Origin of the sequence: Hyphomicrobium denitrificans 1NES1, assembly GCF_000230975.2 — a bacterium.
GTDB classification, from domain to species: Bacteria; Pseudomonadota; Alphaproteobacteria; order Rhizobiales; family Hyphomicrobiaceae; genus Hyphomicrobium_B; species Hyphomicrobium_B denitrificans_A.
The window spans coordinates 2,651,922-2,667,308 of record NC_021172.1; the positions used below are offsets into that span (position 1 = coordinate 2,651,922).

General features: G+C 59.5%; 18 protein-coding genes. 11 read left to right on the forward strand and 7 right to left on the reverse strand.

What is annotated here, in order from left to right; all coding sequences use genetic code 11:
- The first annotated feature begins 190 nt into the window (after positions 1-190).
- A complete protein-coding gene (locus tag HYPDE_RS12690) occupies positions 191-622 on the forward strand; it encodes a hypothetical protein (protein ID WP_015598881.1) in 432 nt (143 codons plus the stop codon).
- 126 nt (positions 623-748) lie between these two features.
- Positions 749-1,234: a hypothetical protein gene (locus HYPDE_RS12695; RefSeq protein WP_015598882.1), complete on the forward strand. Its 486-nt coding sequence runs from the start codon at positions 749-751 to the stop codon at positions 1,232-1,234.
- Between the two features lie 37 nt (positions 1,235-1,271).
- Here HYPDE_RS12695 and HYPDE_RS12700 read toward each other — a convergent pair whose 3' ends face one another.
- Together HYPDE_RS12700 and HYPDE_RS12705 are read right to left on the reverse strand one after the other, a co-directional pair.
- Positions 1,272-1,997, reverse strand: a complete 726-nt coding sequence (locus HYPDE_RS12700) for an SDR family oxidoreductase (RefSeq protein WP_041320472.1) — start codon at positions 1,995-1,997, stop codon at positions 1,272-1,274.
- Positions 1,998-2,114: 117 nt separating this feature from the next.
- Positions 2,115-2,348 carry a PsiF family protein gene (locus tag HYPDE_RS12705; RefSeq protein ID WP_041320473.1) on the reverse strand — a complete coding sequence of 78 codons (234 nt, stop codon included), beginning with the start codon at positions 2,346-2,348 and terminating at the stop codon, positions 2,115-2,117.
- Between the two features lie 5 nt (positions 2,349-2,353).
- Between HYPDE_RS12705 and uvrB the strand changes: the two genes are divergently transcribed.
- The 4 genes from uvrB to HYPDE_RS12725 all read left to right on the forward strand — a co-directional run bounded on the left by uvrB (position 2,354) and on the right by HYPDE_RS12725 (position 7,356).
- The gene (gene uvrB / locus HYPDE_RS12710) at positions 2,354-5,593 is read left to right on the forward strand and encodes an excinuclease ABC subunit UvrB (protein WP_015598885.1); all 3,240 of its coding nucleotides are present in this window, start codon (positions 2,354-2,356) and stop codon (positions 5,591-5,593) included.
- Positions 5,594-5,670: 77 nt separating this feature from the next.
- Complete coding sequence (locus HYPDE_RS12715) at positions 5,671-6,168, forward strand: GFA family protein (RefSeq protein WP_015598886.1); 498 nt, start codon at positions 5,671-5,673, stop codon at positions 6,166-6,168.
- A 165-nt stretch (positions 6,169-6,333) separates the two neighbouring features.
- Positions 6,334-6,627, forward strand: coding sequence for a GYD domain-containing protein (locus tag HYPDE_RS12720; RefSeq protein ID WP_015598887.1), 294 nt, complete (start codon positions 6,334-6,336; stop codon positions 6,625-6,627).
- A gap of 150 nt (positions 6,628-6,777) precedes the next feature.
- Complete coding sequence (locus HYPDE_RS12725) at positions 6,778-7,356, forward strand: type 1 glutamine amidotransferase domain-containing protein (RefSeq protein WP_015598888.1); 579 nt, start codon at positions 6,778-6,780, stop codon at positions 7,354-7,356.
- A gap of 51 nt (positions 7,357-7,407) precedes the next feature.
- Here the strand turns inward: HYPDE_RS12725 and HYPDE_RS12730 are convergent, their stop codons facing one another.
- Both HYPDE_RS12730 and HYPDE_RS12735 read right to left on the reverse strand, forming a co-directional pair.
- Positions 7,408-7,716: a hypothetical protein gene (locus HYPDE_RS12730; RefSeq protein ID WP_015598889.1), complete on the reverse strand. Its 309-nt coding sequence runs from the start codon at positions 7,714-7,716 to the stop codon at positions 7,408-7,410.
- Between the two features lie 219 nt (positions 7,717-7,935).
- On the reverse strand, positions 7,936-8,439 hold the full coding sequence (locus tag HYPDE_RS12735) for a hypothetical protein (RefSeq protein ID WP_015598890.1): 504 nt from the start codon (positions 8,437-8,439) through the stop codon (positions 7,936-7,938).
- A 476-nt stretch (positions 8,440-8,915) separates the two neighbouring features.
- Between HYPDE_RS12735 and HYPDE_RS12740 the strand changes: the two genes are divergently transcribed.
- Positions 8,916-9,419, forward strand: coding sequence for a hypothetical protein (locus tag HYPDE_RS12740; protein WP_041321269.1), 504 nt, complete (start codon positions 8,916-8,918; stop codon positions 9,417-9,419).
- Between the two features lie 51 nt (positions 9,420-9,470).
- The gene (locus HYPDE_RS12745; RefSeq protein ID WP_041321271.1) at positions 9,471-9,842 is read left to right on the forward strand and encodes a hypothetical protein; all 372 of its coding nucleotides are present in this window, start codon (positions 9,471-9,473) and stop codon (positions 9,840-9,842) included.
- An 11-nt stretch (positions 9,843-9,853) separates the two neighbouring features.
- On the opposite strand, the gene HYPDE_RS12750 is transcribed toward HYPDE_RS12745, so the two are convergent.
- A complete protein-coding gene (locus HYPDE_RS12750) occupies positions 9,854-10,516 on the reverse strand; it encodes an MBL fold metallo-hydrolase (RefSeq protein ID WP_015598894.1) in 663 nt (220 codons plus the stop codon).
- A 200-nt stretch (positions 10,517-10,716) separates the two neighbouring features.
- Between HYPDE_RS12750 and HYPDE_RS12755 the strand changes: the two genes are divergently transcribed.
- Positions 10,717-12,078, forward strand: a complete 1,362-nt coding sequence (locus tag HYPDE_RS12755) for an outer membrane protein (protein WP_015598895.1) — start codon at positions 10,717-10,719, stop codon at positions 12,076-12,078.
- Positions 12,079-12,150: 72 nt separating this feature from the next.
- On the opposite strand, the gene ctrA is transcribed toward HYPDE_RS12755, so the two are convergent.
- Positions 12,151-12,849: a response regulator transcription factor CtrA gene (gene ctrA / locus HYPDE_RS12760; RefSeq protein ID WP_013216441.1), complete on the reverse strand. Its 699-nt coding sequence runs from the start codon at positions 12,847-12,849 to the stop codon at positions 12,151-12,153.
- A gap of 679 nt (positions 12,850-13,528) precedes the next feature.
- On the opposite strand from ctrA, the gene HYPDE_RS12765 reads away from it, so the two are divergent.
- Together HYPDE_RS12765 and HYPDE_RS12770 are read left to right on the forward strand one after the other, a co-directional pair.
- The gene (locus HYPDE_RS12765) at positions 13,529-13,912 is read left to right on the forward strand and encodes a hypothetical protein (RefSeq protein WP_015598897.1); all 384 of its coding nucleotides are present in this window, start codon (positions 13,529-13,531) and stop codon (positions 13,910-13,912) included.
- A gap of 218 nt (positions 13,913-14,130) precedes the next feature.
- Positions 14,131-14,847: a hypothetical protein gene (locus HYPDE_RS12770; RefSeq protein ID WP_041320474.1), complete on the forward strand. Its 717-nt coding sequence runs from the start codon at positions 14,131-14,133 to the stop codon at positions 14,845-14,847.
- 64 nt (positions 14,848-14,911) lie between these two features.
- Here the strand turns inward: HYPDE_RS12770 and HYPDE_RS12775 are convergent, their stop codons facing one another.
- Positions 14,912-15,190 carry a DUF1153 domain-containing protein gene (locus HYPDE_RS12775; protein ID WP_013216444.1) on the reverse strand — a complete coding sequence of 93 codons (279 nt, stop codon included), beginning with the start codon at positions 15,188-15,190 and terminating at the stop codon, positions 14,912-14,914.
- Positions 15,191-15,387 lie beyond the last annotated feature (197 nt).

Genomic DNA, 15,387 nt, shown 5'->3' on the forward strand with positions numbered 1-15,387 from the left:
GCCTGCAGCACGTTGCGCTCCGCGCGGCCGGTGATGCCGGTACGCAACTCAAATTGCAAGAATTCGGAACGGCACCGCAATTGCACAGCCTGCGCCACATTCCGGACCCATGCATGCCAAGAACCACCGGTCAACTCCCCCTTAACGGGTCGTCATTACCAAATCGATGCAAGCGGAGGGATTTGAAACGATGGCTGCCAGCGAGATGCTCGAACGGAATTCGCAAGCACGTCCCCATCGCCCGAAACGTCGCCATCACCTGCTTCGGCCCGTTTTCGACGCCCTAGGTGCCGGCCTGCTCTTCGTCGTGCTGACCGCAGTCTGTGCCAGCGCACCGGTCAAAGCCTGCCCATTCTCAGGAGCTTTTGGCGGGATCGAACGCTCTATTGCGCCGCAATCCATCAAGGCCATCGCCGAGCCCGGACCGGCGCCAATCATCGAGATCGCGACGACCAGCTCAGTCTGGGACCCTAACGCCGTCTTTCGGAGAACCAGCGGTACGGCCGCCTGGGGCCTGCTAGGGTTATCGCTTTCGCTACTCGCGGCCCTTAATCTAAGTTTTTTCAGGCATTTACGCCGCGTCTATGCGCCTCCGCAGGCGCGTCACCAGGATGTGAAATAGCGTTATCCTCAATGCGCGACGGGAGGCGCTATTGAATTGCCGCATTCTCGTTTGTACGTTTTATTCAGTGAACCGTTTCATCTCAAACCGACTTAATATCCTACAAGCCCATTGGAGGTGCGGAGCATGACGAGGCAACAGATCCGGCCGTTCTGGCTTGGCCTCTCCGCAGGAGCGGCAGCGGCCGTGATCGCCGCGACATCATTCTTCGCAAGCAGCGAGACGGTTCTGAGAACGAGCTTCGCAACAGCGCTCACCCACGCTTCTTCGCCCACCAAAGAGGTCGCGTCGATAAATCCGATTTCGGGCTCGGAAGACTATTGGCTTACGGCCATGCGCCGTGACGACAGCGCGCCGATGACCAAGACGGTCTCTGTCGGTGATCAGATTTCGCTGACCCTCAGCGGCCACCATCGCACGTTCGCGGTCGCGTCCGTGTCCGACTTTGCACCGCAGATCACCGAAATCGACACCTCGGCCGGCCCGGAGCATTTCATTCTGGTTACGGCACGTGACGTGAAAGATCCAAATGCGCGACCGATTCGCTTTGTCATGGAAATCGACGGAGCCAATGCCGCAATCATCAGCGGTCGCGGTGGGCGTTCGCTGTAATCGGCAGATTCCTTTTGCGAACAGATCGCAGTTCCGTTCACCACGGAACGGCTGACTTGTCCTGGAAAAATCCTCCCGTCGGTCCATCTGGCGGAAGTGTCGCTAGCCAGACAGCCGTCTCGGCGCCTTTTTCGGGCGAACGCGGCGCGTCCGGTCCGCCCATATCCGTCCTGACCCAACCCGGCGAGCAGGCGTTGACCTTCACGTCGCCTTTGTCGGCTTCTGCAGCGGCAATGCGGGTCAAAGCATTCAACGCTGCCTTCGACATGCGATAGGCCGGAAATCCAGAGCTCATCCCGGTCAGCTGTCCTGCCAGCGACGACATGTTGACGACACGCCCATAACCGCGCGCAATCATGCCCGGCAGAAGGGTTCTCGTGATAACGGCCGGCCCGAGCACGTTCGTTTCCCAAGTGCGGCGGAGCGTGTCGTCCGTCATTTCAAAGAGACTGGCGTTGAAACCGCCGGGTCCGTCGATCAGGATTGCGGCGTTGTTGACGAGAATGTCGACCGGCGCGTGGCGCTGTTCGATTTCCGTCAGCACGGATGGCAATCCCGCTGCTTCGGCCACATCCAATACAATAGGATCGACATCGACGCCGAGTTTTTCGAATGCCGCACCGGCTGCAATGGCACTGGCCTCGTTGCGGACTCCGGCAAGTACTGAAATTCCCAATTCGGCGAGCCGACGCGCAATCGCAAAACCGATGCCGCGATTGGCGCCCGTCACCAGCGCAGTCCTTTTCGTGTTGCGGTCAGCCACGTGCGCGTCCCTCAATTCAGGGGCTTGGGTGCCCAACGTATACTGAGGTCGCGCCGGGACCGAAAAGAAAAACCCCGCCGAAAACGGCGGGGTTCCGAAACCTGCAGGTTCAGAGGCTTAGGATTTCTTTTCGTCGTGATGCTGCTTTTCGAGGTTCTTCTTGCACTCGGCGCGGAATTTCTTGCGCTCCTTGCCGTGCAAGCCCTTGGCGTCTGCCTCTTTCGAGCACTGGATCGATTCCGGCGAATGGACGACCGGGGTCGCAGGCTTCTTCGCGTCCTTCGCCAGAGCGACACCGCTGCCGATAACCATCATAGCAGCCGCCGCCGCAACCGTCTTCATAGAGATCATTGTCTATGCTCCATAATGTCAGTGGTTCAACGTCTGTCGACCAACTTGGTTGCCCCGGCCCCGCTGGGCCGATCCGGATTGAACCTGTCGAAATTCGAATCGGCGGTTGCTTGGCTATCATTGCGCAGAGCACGGACGGAACTTACTCTTCCGTAAGGAGCTTTGAGAAAGAGCGCGACGTTCCCCTGGGACCGGTCGCCGTCGTTAACGCACGTCCCGGCGTGACACTGTGGCCTGGAAACAGCATTTATGCTCTCGGCTCCCGCCCCTATATTCGCAACGTGTCACCTCCACCTAAAACACCCTCCGGCAAATCGCCCAGGCCGCGTTCTTCGCGCGGCAAATCGGGCAAGCCCGTGCAGCCGCCTGCCGAGACTTCGGCCGGTACGCCGGGCTTCGCTGAAACAAACGCCTATTTCGCTCCGGCTGATTTTTCGGGAAAGACGACGAGTAGCGGACTCCCGAGCTTGCCGGCCTTGCGGCAGTCGGGGCCACGGCCGCCGATGGGTGGGGAAAGTCTGACCGACAGTCTGACGGCCCTCCTGACAAGGCCGGAAGAACGGTCCGACCGAGCGAAAGAGATTCTATCGCGCCAGCCGTTGATGGCGTCGCATCCGATCGTGTCCGGCGGCATGCCGACGTTCATGCCGCATCGTCCCGAGCGACCGGAAAAAAGCGAAGGCGGGATCAGGTTCAAGATTGAATCCGACTACGAACCGAAAGGCGACCAGCCGCAAGCGATCGCGGAACTTGTCGAGGGCGTCGCCAAGCACGAGCACAATCAGGTCCTGCTCGGCGTCACCGGCTCGGGCAAAACGTTCACGATGGCGCACGTCATCCAGGCGACGCAGCGTCCGGCGCTGATCCTGGCGCCAAACAAGACGCTCGCAGCGCAGCTCTACGGCGAGTTCAAGAGCTTCTTCCCAGAGAACGCCGTCGAGTATTTCGTCTCATACTACGACTACTATCAACCGGAAGCCTACGTGCCGCGGACGGACACGTACATCGAAAAGGAAGCGTCGATCAACGAACAGATCGACCGCATGCGCCATGCCGCAACGCGCGCGCTTCTCGAACGCGACGACGTCATCATCGTTGCTTCGGTCTCGTGCATCTACGGTATTGGCTCGGTCGAGACCTATACGGCGATGACGTTTACCGTGCGCGCCGGCGAGCAGCTTTCCCGCGATCAATTGCTGGCCGATCTCGTTGCCCTTCACTACCGCCGCAACGACCAGAATTTCGTCCGCGGCTCGTTCCGCGCGCGCGGCGATACAGTCGAAGTCTTCCCGGCGCACTTGGAGGACCGGGCATGGCGCTTCTCGCTGTTCGGCGACGAAGTCGAAAGCATCGTCGAGTTCGATCCGCTGACCGGTGCGAAGACGGACGAGCTGGCATTGGTCAAGCTTTACGCCAACTCGCACTACGTCACTCCGAAGCCGACGCTGCAGCAGGCGATCAAATCGATCAAGCTCGAGCTGAAACAACGGCTCGATGAGTTGTACGATGCGGGCAAGCTGCTCGAAGCGCAGCGCCTCGAACAGCGCACGACGTTCGACATGGAGATGATGGAGGCGACGGGCTCGTGCGCCGGCATCGAGAACTATTCACGCTATCTCACGGGGCGCAACCCGGGCGATCCGCCGCCGACGCTGTTTGAATATCTCCCTGACAACGCGCTCGTCTTCGCGGACGAAAGCCACGTTACGGTTCCGCAGATCGGCGGCATGTTCCGCGGCGACTTCCGGCGCAAGGCGACGCTTGCGGAATACGGCTTCCGGCTACCGTCGTGCATGGACAATCGCCCGCTCCGCTTCGAGGAATGGGATGCGATGCGCCCGCAATCGGTGTTCGTCTCGGCGACGCCTGCAAGCTGGGAGCTCGAGCAGACCGGCGGTGCGTTCGCCGAGCAGGTCATCCGCCCGACCGGCCTTGTCGATCCGGTCGTCGAAGTGCGGCCTGCAAAAACGCAGGTCGACGATCTGCTCGACGAAGTCCGGCAGGTCGCGCTCAAAGGATACCGGACGCTGGTCACGGTTCTGACCAAGCGCATGGCGGAGGACCTGACCGAGTACATGCACGAAAGCGGCGTGCGCGTGCGCTATATGCACTCGGACATCGAAACGCTCGAACGCATCGAGATCATCCGCGATTTGCGTCTCGGCGCCTTCGACGTGCTGATCGGCATCAATCTATTGCGCGAGGGCCTCGATATTCCGGAGTGCGCGCTTGTCGCCATTCTTGATGCCGACAAGGAGGGATTCCTACGGTCGGAAACGTCGCTGGTGCAGACCATCGGGCGCGCAGCACGCAACGTCGACGGCAAGGTCATTCTCTATGCCGACCAGATCACAGGATCGATGGACCGCGCCATCGCCGAAACAAACCGGCGTCGCGAGAAACAGCTCGCGTGGAACGAAGCAAACGGCATCACGCCCGAAAGCATCAAGCGCAACATCCACGACGTGCTGCAATCGGTTTACGAGCAGGATCACGTGACCGTCGATGCGGGGCTTGCGGACGGCGAGAATGTGCAGTCTCTCGGTCACAACCTACAGGCCGTTATTGCCGACATGGAGCGGCGCATGAAGGAAGCTGCTGCCGACCTCGAATTCGAAACGGCGGCGCGGCTGCGCGACGAGATCAAACGGCTGCGCGAGACGGAGCTTGCGATTTCGGATGATCCGCTGGCACGACAAAGCGATGTCGAAGATCGCGCCGGCAGCTTCAAGGGCGAGCGCAGGTATGGTGCAAGTGCAAATGTGCCCCATCAGGCCCCCTCTCCCCGCAAGCGGGGAGAGGGTCGGGGTGAGGAGCAACCGTTTGCTCATCACCCAGAACCAGCCCCTCACCCTAACCCTCTCCCCATGAAGGATGGGGAGAGGGAAACCACGGGTTCGCGTATCAAGAGCGAATACGAGCCGGTGCAGCCGACGTATGCTCAGTCCACATCACGGATCAAAAAGCCGTCGCTGGACGACATGGGGCCAGGAACCGACCGGCCGGTTCCGGCGCGCGCGCCGACTGTCGACAGCCGTGCTAAAGCCGGCGCCTTCGGCGAAGGCATCTCTGGGCCGCACAAACCGACGCTCGACGAAATGGGTCCGCACGCCTCATTGCCAATGAAATCTGGAGAAAAGCCGTCGCGTCTCCAGATGCCCACACGCACGCGCGAATTCGACGATCCGGCGCAGAAGAAAGGTCGCCGTGGCCGCCCGCGCAAAACGGGACGGCCGGGGCAATAACGGCGGATCGCGTCGCGACGCCTGGAGCGAAATATCCATCTCCGTGTTAAAACATCTAATCAGACCGGAGAAAATCCATGCCCGTGACGTTGACCGGCTCGTGCCGTTGTGGCGCCGTGAAATTCTTCTGCGAAAGCCACACGCCTCAACCCTACCAAAGATGCTACTGCTCGATCTGCCGCAAGACTGCGGGCGGCGGAGGCTATGCGATCAATCTCGCGGCCGACGCGCGCACGTTGAAAATCGACGATCCGCAAAAAGCCATTCAAATTTTTCGCGCCGAAATTCTCCAGGATGACGGAACGTGCGAACGCTCGACGGCCGAGCGGAATTTCTGCACGCGCTGCGCGAGCGCGCTTTGGCTGTTCTCGCCGGAATGGCCGGAACTCGTGCATCCCTTTGCGTCCGCGATCGACAGCGAATTACCGACGCCGCCGTCCTCGGTGCATCTGATGCTACGCTATAAACCGAACTGGGTTCAGCCGGATATCCGCGACGGAGATGCCGTCTTCGATCTCTATCCCGAGCAATCGATAGAAGACTGGCATCGAAGCCGCGGCCTTTGGGTCGAGTGATCCGAGGAACATTGCGCCGCCTTGAGGGAACGGTTCCAAGTCTCCCCGGTTTGCATCCCGTCATAACCGACGCGCTTGCGTGATTGGCGATAATAGACGGTACATCCGGGGCGCAGACTGGACTAAGATCGTCACAACGGGGGCTCTCCAATCAAGGAGGCTCTGATGCCGACATTTATCGTTATTGCGAGCTTCACGGATAAAGGCGTGCACGACGCCAAGGATACGGTCAACCGCGCCGATAAATTCAAGGCCATAGCCAAAAATGCGGGCGTTACGATCAAAGACATGTATTGGACAATCGGACCGTTCGATGTGGTCACGATTTGCGAGGCTCCCGACGACGAGACGGCGACGGCTTTGTCGCTGAGCATTGCCGCTCGGGGCCACGTCAGGACTCAGACATTGCGCGCGTTCAACGCGACCGAGATTTCGAAAGTCATCGGCAAGATGGTTTAGACGGTCGTCGCCACGCGCAAGATTTATGCGACCGAACACCGCGCCTTAGTGCGCGTATGTGAACGCTGGCTTTGTGCCCGATCACGAACGCGGAACCTACGCTGAAATCGTGGGTTTTTTGATCATCGTGTTTCTGCGAGGAGAGTGATCATGCCGAAAATAAAGAACGCCAAAATTCTCATTCTCGCGACGGACGGTTTCGAACAATCCGAACTCGAAGTGCCGCGCGATAAGCTGAAAGCCGTTGCGCAACTTGTTCACGTCGCAGCACCGAAGGAGCGCAAGAAAAAGGAAGCCATCGTCGGCTGGCAGAACCGCGATTGGGGCAAACCGGTCCCCGTCGACGTAGAACTCTCCGAGGCATCGACATCACTTTACGACGCGCTGGTCCTTCCGGGTGGGCAGATGAACCCCGATACGCTTCGGAAAAATCCGGACGCGCTGAAACTGATCAGAGCGTTTCTCAACGAAGGCAAGGTCGTGGCGGCGATTTGCCATGCTCCTTGGCTGCTGATCGAGACGAATGCCATTCGCGGTCGGCGCGCGACGTCCTACGACTCGATCAAAACGGACGTGATCAATGCGGGTGCCCATTGGGTCGATGAGCCTGTCGTCGCCGATCAGGGCATCGTCACGAGCCGCAATCCTGGGGATCTCGAAGCGTTCGTCGCAAAGATCATTAAAGAAATCGAGGAAGGCAAACACGAACGCGCGGTGCTGGCCGCATAGTGCGCCATCCCTCCCTTCGACGAGCATCAGGACCGCGCATCATGAGCGCGCTCAGCCCGTCCGGGTGATCTTTGGCCGGATGTTGTGCGTCTTGGCAATGCTCGCCAAAATCAGAAGCAGCGTGTAGCGCAAGGCTTCGTCCACCGATGCAACCGTGCGGCCGGGTTCGGAAAGATCCGCGAACGTCCAGACGAGCTCACCCTGCACCGTCGCCCGCCAGCTGCCAAAATAATTCCGGCCTTTGAGCACCGTAACGCCAGTTCCCGCCAGACCCTCGCGCACCGAGAAGCCGCTCAACCGGACCTCGGGGATATCTGCCAGCTGTCTCAGCAGCTCCGCATCAGGTGCCGCGCATTTCATCGCTCTGTCGCATTCCGAAAGAAACAGTCGCGCGGCGCCAAAAATATAAGCTTAAGCGCGTGCGCTGAAATAAAACGGGATGGCGCATCCCGATATGAAGGCGCGGCGCAGATCGTGCGTCGGCATATCTGGTTCTTTATCGAAGGATCGTTAAGACCTCATTAATATTTTCAGCAAGGGCCGTTGCGTTTTAGCGGCTCGCGCGAAGCGCGCACGCTATCAGCACTTCTTCAGGTTCGCGGCCAGTTCAATGAATACGTCGGAGTTCTGCGGCAGGACTCTGACGGACTGATCACATCCCTGTCCGGCAACGGCCATATGCGCTGCGAAGAATTGTCCCGAAAGTTGCACGTCGAATCCCGTGGGCGTGACGGTCCCGTCGACCGTGCCGCCGATATCGTTGATCTTGTCCTGCCAGGCGCCGGTGAGCTTCTCGCCCTCGACCGTCAAGTCGGTTGCGGCGTGAAGCTTGAAGTTGGTAGCCCCATCCTCACAACGCAGCGTTTGGCGCATACCCGGCGCGCCGCGGCGCGGGATATAGGTGACCACGCATTTGAAATTCGATGCAGGCCCGGAAATGGACGTCATGGTCGCCATCCCGACCCAGCGCCCAGCGAGGCTTGCTAACGGATCGACAGGGGGCGCGGCCTGATTTTCGGTGGCAACCAGAGTGGAAACAGCAGCAACCGCGAGATACACGGCGACGCGATACGACTGACGCATGTACTTTTGACTCCCTCACCAAGCCTATCCGGCTTCAGGCACTCCCCGCGCTTACCAATTTCTTCGAGAACCCCGTTGCCGTCAGCGGTGCACTTTGAACTTTTCAGCAACCATTCGGCGACAAGACCAGCCTGACCTCCGATCGCGACTGTTTGTGGGCCACATTGGGGAATCTCGCGGGTCTGGGGCAGCGATGTGCGCCATATTTTTTTGCTCCCAGGGCCGTCAAGTGCATGGGGAGATGCGAAAGCGCTACCGCGAGGGTCGATGCTCTTGCGGAGAACGTGGGTTCTCTTCATAAGCGCATTGGCAGCATAGCCAACTGGAGGCTTTGTCGTCTGAGATGCGGTCCGAGACTGTCGTTCGAGGGCAACACTCGAGCGCATCTCGTTCTAGTTCGTCCATATGGCTCGCAAAATCAGGGGCATCAGACAATAATGCGCGCCGTTTCGCGATACGCAGGAAGGAAGGGCTTCGTGTTTCGCCATCAGCAATTTTTTGGTTGTCTTGGAGCGCTGGCTGCGACTGCGGCGATAGTCGGCGCTCTGCCGCTCGCCGCTCCGGCAGCGCACGCCGCAGACGGTCCCTTTCCTGAACTTGTCGGCACCTGGAACGGCTCGGGCGTCGCCAAATTCGACGGCGGCAGGACGGAAAGCCTGCGCTGCAAGGGCTACTACACCAACACCGGCGGTCCCCATAGCCTCGGCATCTCGATCCGCTGCGCCAACGCTTCGGCGAAAGTGGAACTCCGCGCCAACCTGGTCGACGCGGGCGGCTCAGTGACCGGCAGTTGGGAAGAGCGGACCTACAATCAGTCCGGTTCGGTCACGGGCCGCGCCTTCGCCAACAAACTCAACCTGTCGATCAGCGGAGGCATTGCGGGCTCCATGCTCGTGACCGTCAACCGCGGCTCGCACTCGGTTGCCGTTCTGACCAGCGGCCCGTCGCTCAAGGGCATCAACATTTCAATGTCGCGCTGAGTACATCGCACGTGAATCCGGCGGTCTGAGCCGAACAAAGGATTGAAGATCATGCGCTCGCTACTCTGGGTTTCCCTTCCGGCCATTGCGGCGTTGCTGACGGCAACCGCGATGCCGTCTCCGTCGGATGCTCTAGGGCGGCGATTGCGGACGAGCTACGAGTCGGGTGAAGTCATCACGGCGCATAGCCATTATGGCAACGGCTCCATTCAAAGCGTCGTCCGGCCCGGTCGCTATGGATGGCAGGTGCGGTTGCCTCGCGGAGCCTGGGTCGATTGTCGCCGAAGCTGTGAAGAAACGCTGCGCGTGCAGACCGTCGATATCTTCGGCGATGGCGACAATACGCTGTCGAACGGCGGCTATGGAACACTGGCACGCGAATGCGGCGTCTTCGGATGCCTGCATTGGGAATGGTCGTTCTAAGCCGCGACGCCTCAAACCAGAAATGGGTTCGTCAGCCGCTCCTGACCAAATTGTCCGGGCGGCCCGTGTCCGCAGATGAAGGCGATATCGTCGCCGAGCGGAAAGAGCTTGGTCTTGATCGACGAAATCAGAGCGTCGTGGTCCCCGTAAGGAAAGTCTGTGCGGCCGACGGAGCCGCGAAACAGGACATCGCCGACGAGAGCGAACCGCTGAGCCGGATCGAAAAACACCACCGATCCCGGCGAATGGCCCGGGCAATGGAAGATATCGAAGGTATGGCCGGCAACCGTAACGAGATTGCCTTCCTCGAGCCAACGGTCCGGTTTGACGTTGCGCACGCCGGGAATGCCGTACATCTCGCCCTGCTTCTCCAGATTATCGAGCAGGATCGCATCATTCCTGTGAGGGCCTTCGATCTTGACGCCAAGCTCCTGGCGTAGCTCCGCCGCGGCACCGGCGTGGTCGATGTGACCGTGAGTCAGCAAGATCTTCTCGATCTCGATACCGGCTTCGTCGATGCCCCGAAAAATCCGGTCGAGATCGCCGCCCGGATCGACGACGGCGCCGATTTTCGACGCCTCGTTCCAAATGAGCGTGCAGTTCTGTTCGAACGGCGTGACGCGCACGATCGCAGCCTTAAGCGGAGATTGAGGCGGGGCGGTCGCATCACTCATGTTCGAGGGTCCTTACTGGCTTTCTGCGGTCTTAGAGCATCACTTCGCGAAACGGAAACCGTTCCTATTCCGAGCCGAGATCGATGCGTAATGACGCCGCTGCCGCGGGCAATCCACAGGGGGTGCGGAGCGGGTCAGGTCGAATCAGAATAACAAAACCTTAATTGAGCATGTCACCGCCAATTTTCAGGATTGACCCGATGAAACAAACTCTTGCCAGCCTTGTCGTTGCATCGGGTGCGGCAGCTTCAGCTTCAGCTTTAGCTGGACCGGCCTTCGCCAACGATTGGGAAGGTTTCTCGCTCGGCGTCGGCGGCGGCTACGGTATGGCCAACACGCGGCTTAGCGAATCCGTGTCCGTGTCCGAGTTCGACGGATTTCTGGCCGGAGTTGTCGATGGCATGCCGAGCTCCGGAGGGTTCTTTACGCTCAGCGCTGGCTACGATCATGCGCTGTTTGGAACGCTCGTCGTTGGTGCCTTTGTCGACTACGATTTTTCGAACATCGATTCCGGGATCGGAAATCAGCTTTCCGTTGGCGGCCGCCTCGGCTACCTCGTCGCACCGACGACGTTGTTCTTTTCGACGTTTGGGTACGCCCATGCCGATGGATCGGACACTGCGTCAGGCTTCGAGGGGCTGCCCATTGCGACTGGAAGCTTCGATGGATATTTCGTCGGTACTGGAATCGAGACGCTGATCGGCGGCGGCTTCAGCGTCAAAGCCGAATACCGCTACACCTCCTTCCAGTCGGAGGTTCAGAAATTCGGCGCCGAGCCTTTCGGAAGCATCTCGTTCTCTACGAAGCCTGAAATTCAGAGTGCGCGCCTATCGCTCAACTATCGCTTCGGCAACGGTAAGAATGAGCCAGTCGATAATTCCATCCCACCGGTTACGAGCAGCTGGACGTCGCCGTACATCGGCCTTGGGGCCGGTGCTGGCGCGGCTGACACCAGACTCAGCGTTCCTGACGACTTCGGCAGCGAGCATCTGGGGAGCGACGGGACATTCCTTTCGTTCACCGCAGGCTACGATTATCAGCTTAGTTCGCGATATGTGGCCGGCGTGTTCGGCGACGCGGCTTACGCGCATTTCCGCTATGGCAGTTCCATAGAAATCGCGGATGGAGAAGAGAATGTGAGCGAAAGCGTGAACAACAGTTTCGATAACTTGTTCATGCTCGGCGGACGCTTCGGTTATCTGACGGCACCCGATACCCTCATATTCGTCAGTGGAGGCTATGCCAATGCGGGGTTGGGCAATACCCGTATCATCTATCAACTCGAGGGCATGGGATCGGCAACTGGAATCGTCAAGGGCAAGCAGTTCTCCGGTGGTTTCATCGGAGGGGGTATCGAGACCCGTATCAACGATGCATTATCGCTCAAGGCAGAGTACCGCTATGTGGACTTCAGCGACGCGAACTTGTCCGTGAGCGGGATAGAACCGGACTTTGCCACATCCTCACGAATCAATTTCGATCCGACGATGCAGATCGGAATGCTGTCGATCAACTGGCGGTTCGGAGACTCCACCGCTGCGACTGGCGTGCCCTTTAAATAATGGGCTCTCCCAAACACGACAGGGGCCCTCATGGCCCCTGTGCGCGTGAATAAGAACTTGGAAAACGGCGAGTTATGCTGCTTCCGAACCTTCATGTCCCGGATCGCGCAGCACGTAACCACGGCCCCACACGGTTTCAATGTAGTGCTTGCCGCCGGTTGCCGTCTGCAGCTTCTTCCTGAGCTTGCAAATGAACACGTCGATGATCTTGAGCTCGGGCTCGTCCATGCCGCCGTAGAGATGGTTGAGGAACATCTCCTTCGTCAGCGTCGTCCCCTTGCGCAGCGATAAGAGCTCGAGCATCTGGTATTCCTTGCCCGTGAGATGCACGCGCTGGCCGTTGACGTCGACAGTCTTGGTATCGAGGTTGACGCGCAGATCGCCGGTTTCGATGATCGACTGGGCGTGGCCCTTCGAACGGCGGACAATGGCCTGGATGCGGGCAACCAGCTCGTCCTTGTGGAATGGCTTCGTCATGTAGTCGTCGGCACCGAAGCCGAGACCGCGTACCTTGTCGTCGATGCCGGCGAGACCCGAGAGGATCAGGATCGGAGTCGAGACCTTCGAGACGCGCAGCGTCTTCAGGACCTCGTAACCGCTCATGTCCGGCAGATTCAGATCGAGAAGAATTATATCGTAGTCGTAAAGCTTACCGAGATCGACACCCTCTTCCCCAAGGTCGGTTGTGTAAACGTTAAAGCCTTCGGATTGCAGCATCAGCTCGATGCTTTGCGCCGTAGCGCTGTCGTCTTCGATGAGTAGAACCCTCATGACCGTTCCTCTGGTGCCCTATCCAATGACTCCGCGCCATGTCTGCTCTTCGCCCAAAGAAACGCACTACATTTCGAGCTAAGCGATCGTTAGGAAGTTAGCGACGAGAGGTTAACAAACCCTAATTTCGCGTTAGCCATTTCTGCTCGGCGTGCTGCCATGTCTCTTAATGGCATTGGCCAAACCACCATCGGCTTCCCCGGGGCGGGCAAGTCTCCTCGCTTCGCGGGTACAAAAATACCCGCTCGCGCCAAACATGGCCCGCCAAAATGTCAGAATATTAGAACTGCGCCCCTCTCGACCGCTCAACAGATCCCGCCGCGGAAGCCTGCCATCAGGGCGCCCACCCTGCCGGCTTGCTTCTCGACCGCCTTGCGACCCGCATTCGGTTCGAATCAAGAGCTAACAGAATTCGCACCCGTGCCCTAGATCGCTTGTGGCCAAAATCTGCCCCTGAACGGGACGCTACGTCAGAAAAGGTTACGCGTTGCTTTACCGCAACTTAAGCGTAACATGTTATTCGTAGTATTGAAGTAGCAACGAGGCGCTGCAACGCGGTTAATGAGCCGCCGTTAACACAGATGTTCATGTTGCTTCGGCCACGAAATCTTTTCGCGCCTTTGGCACGCTTCTTGATTGGTCGGCCATGCAAGTTCGAATGTGTTTAGGGTATCGAACGATGAAATCACGTGAGACGACCATTCTCCTCAAGCGTCGCGAGGTCGAGGAGAAATCGAGGAAGGTCGAGGATCTCGAGAGAATCATTCGCGAGTTCGACCAGATGGCCTCCGATCTCGAGCGGCAAATCCAGCTCGAGGAGGACCGAACCGGCGTCCGCGACCGGGCACATTTTTCCTATTCTACGTTCGCCAAGGCTGCTGCCCAGCGCCGCGACAACCTTCGCCAATCCACGGAAGGTCTTCGCGAAAAGCTCGCTGCCGCGGTTCGCGAGCGCGACGACACGATGGAACAGTTCTCCCGTGCCACCCAGCAGGTCGAAGGACTTCAAGATCCGCGGAGCGGACGCCGCGAAAGGCCCTTCGGGCTGAGCGCCTTGCGCTGAACGGACCTCGGGTCGCCTGCGTCGGCCGTGCGAATCATTGACTTAGTCCATAGAAGGCGGCGCCCGAAAGACGCCGCCTTTTTCCTGTGTCAATCTCCCGGTCGCGCCTTTTGGCCGGTGGGTAACCCTCTTGCCGAATAGCAGCATGCCGGGCAAACGGGTCTCGGTTGTCTCCCGCCCAGGCGCGGACTCCCGTGCGCGTCATCAACCGGAGCACAATGGCTGACAGTTGCTCATCCAAGGCGCTGCTTGCGCTCGCTGCTGCGGTGGCCCTTTCAGGCTGTGCCAGCGGCGGAGGCGCTCAATTGCCGGCACTCAGCCTGCCGAGCGCACCCTCGGTCGAAGCCGCTTCGCAGCAGGCAACGACTCCGCCGCCCTCCGCGCCAGGCGCAGCGCAGCAGACGGGGAACGTGATCGACCAAACCGGCGGCCAGGGCGGATCGGCAACCGACATTTATTCCCGCGTCGCTACCGGTGCGATGAAATGCTGGTTCGCGGTCGGCGGGCCGCTCAAGGCCGATTTTGTCTATCACGCAACGGCGACACCGGCCTCGCGCGGCGGCAAGGCGCAGATCGTCATTCATCGTCGCGATCCGACACAGCCCAACCCGCGCGGTGCCAAGGCTTATCTCGTCGATATCGATCCGACTGGCGAAGCATCGGCTACCGTCAGGACCGAAAATCTCAAAATGACGGATGCTTTCGCTACCGCCATGACGAGCGATATCACGCGCTGGACCAAGGGCGAAGAAGGCTGCAGTCAGTCGTCGGCCGTCGCCGGATGGACACCGGCGGCTCCACAGCCCGTCGCCGCAGCTCCCGCGACCAACGCCAAGACCGCCAAAAAGGCCAAGGCGAGATCGAAAGCAAAGGCGGCACCTGCGCAAGCGAAAGCGCCCGCCAGCCCGCCGTTGAAAACGTCAACGGACAACTAACGAACATGACGGCGCGGAGCGGCCGACGCATCGGTCACTCGCATCGCCAATCGCGGCGCCGAGATTACTCTCGATAGTCCTGCAAGCGCGTCGCGCGCAGACCCGGAAGGCCATGCTTGTCGATCGAACGCTGCCACGACAAAAACTCGTCGACGGTCAGCGTGTACCGTTCGCATGCCTCCTCAATGCTGAGAAGGCCACCGCGCACGGCGGCGACAACTTCGGCCTTGCGACGGATCACCCATCGCTTGGTGTCCCGCGGGGGAAGATCTGCGACGGTGAGCGGAGACCCATCAGGTCCGATCACGTAGCGCCCGCGCGCTCTCATCTGCTGTTCGGTCATGATACTCAATACACACTCTCTGACCACGGGGTTGCTTATAGCGGGTTGCCATTAAATTAGCACTAAGCCCTTGAGTGAACAGTAATTAAATAGGCGTGCCAATTCAGCGTTATTAAAGCCTTGGGCCTGCAATCTTCCAAGCTTTCGTTCCAATTTGTGCCACCCTGATAACCCTAAGCCCCTAGAAAGCGAATTAC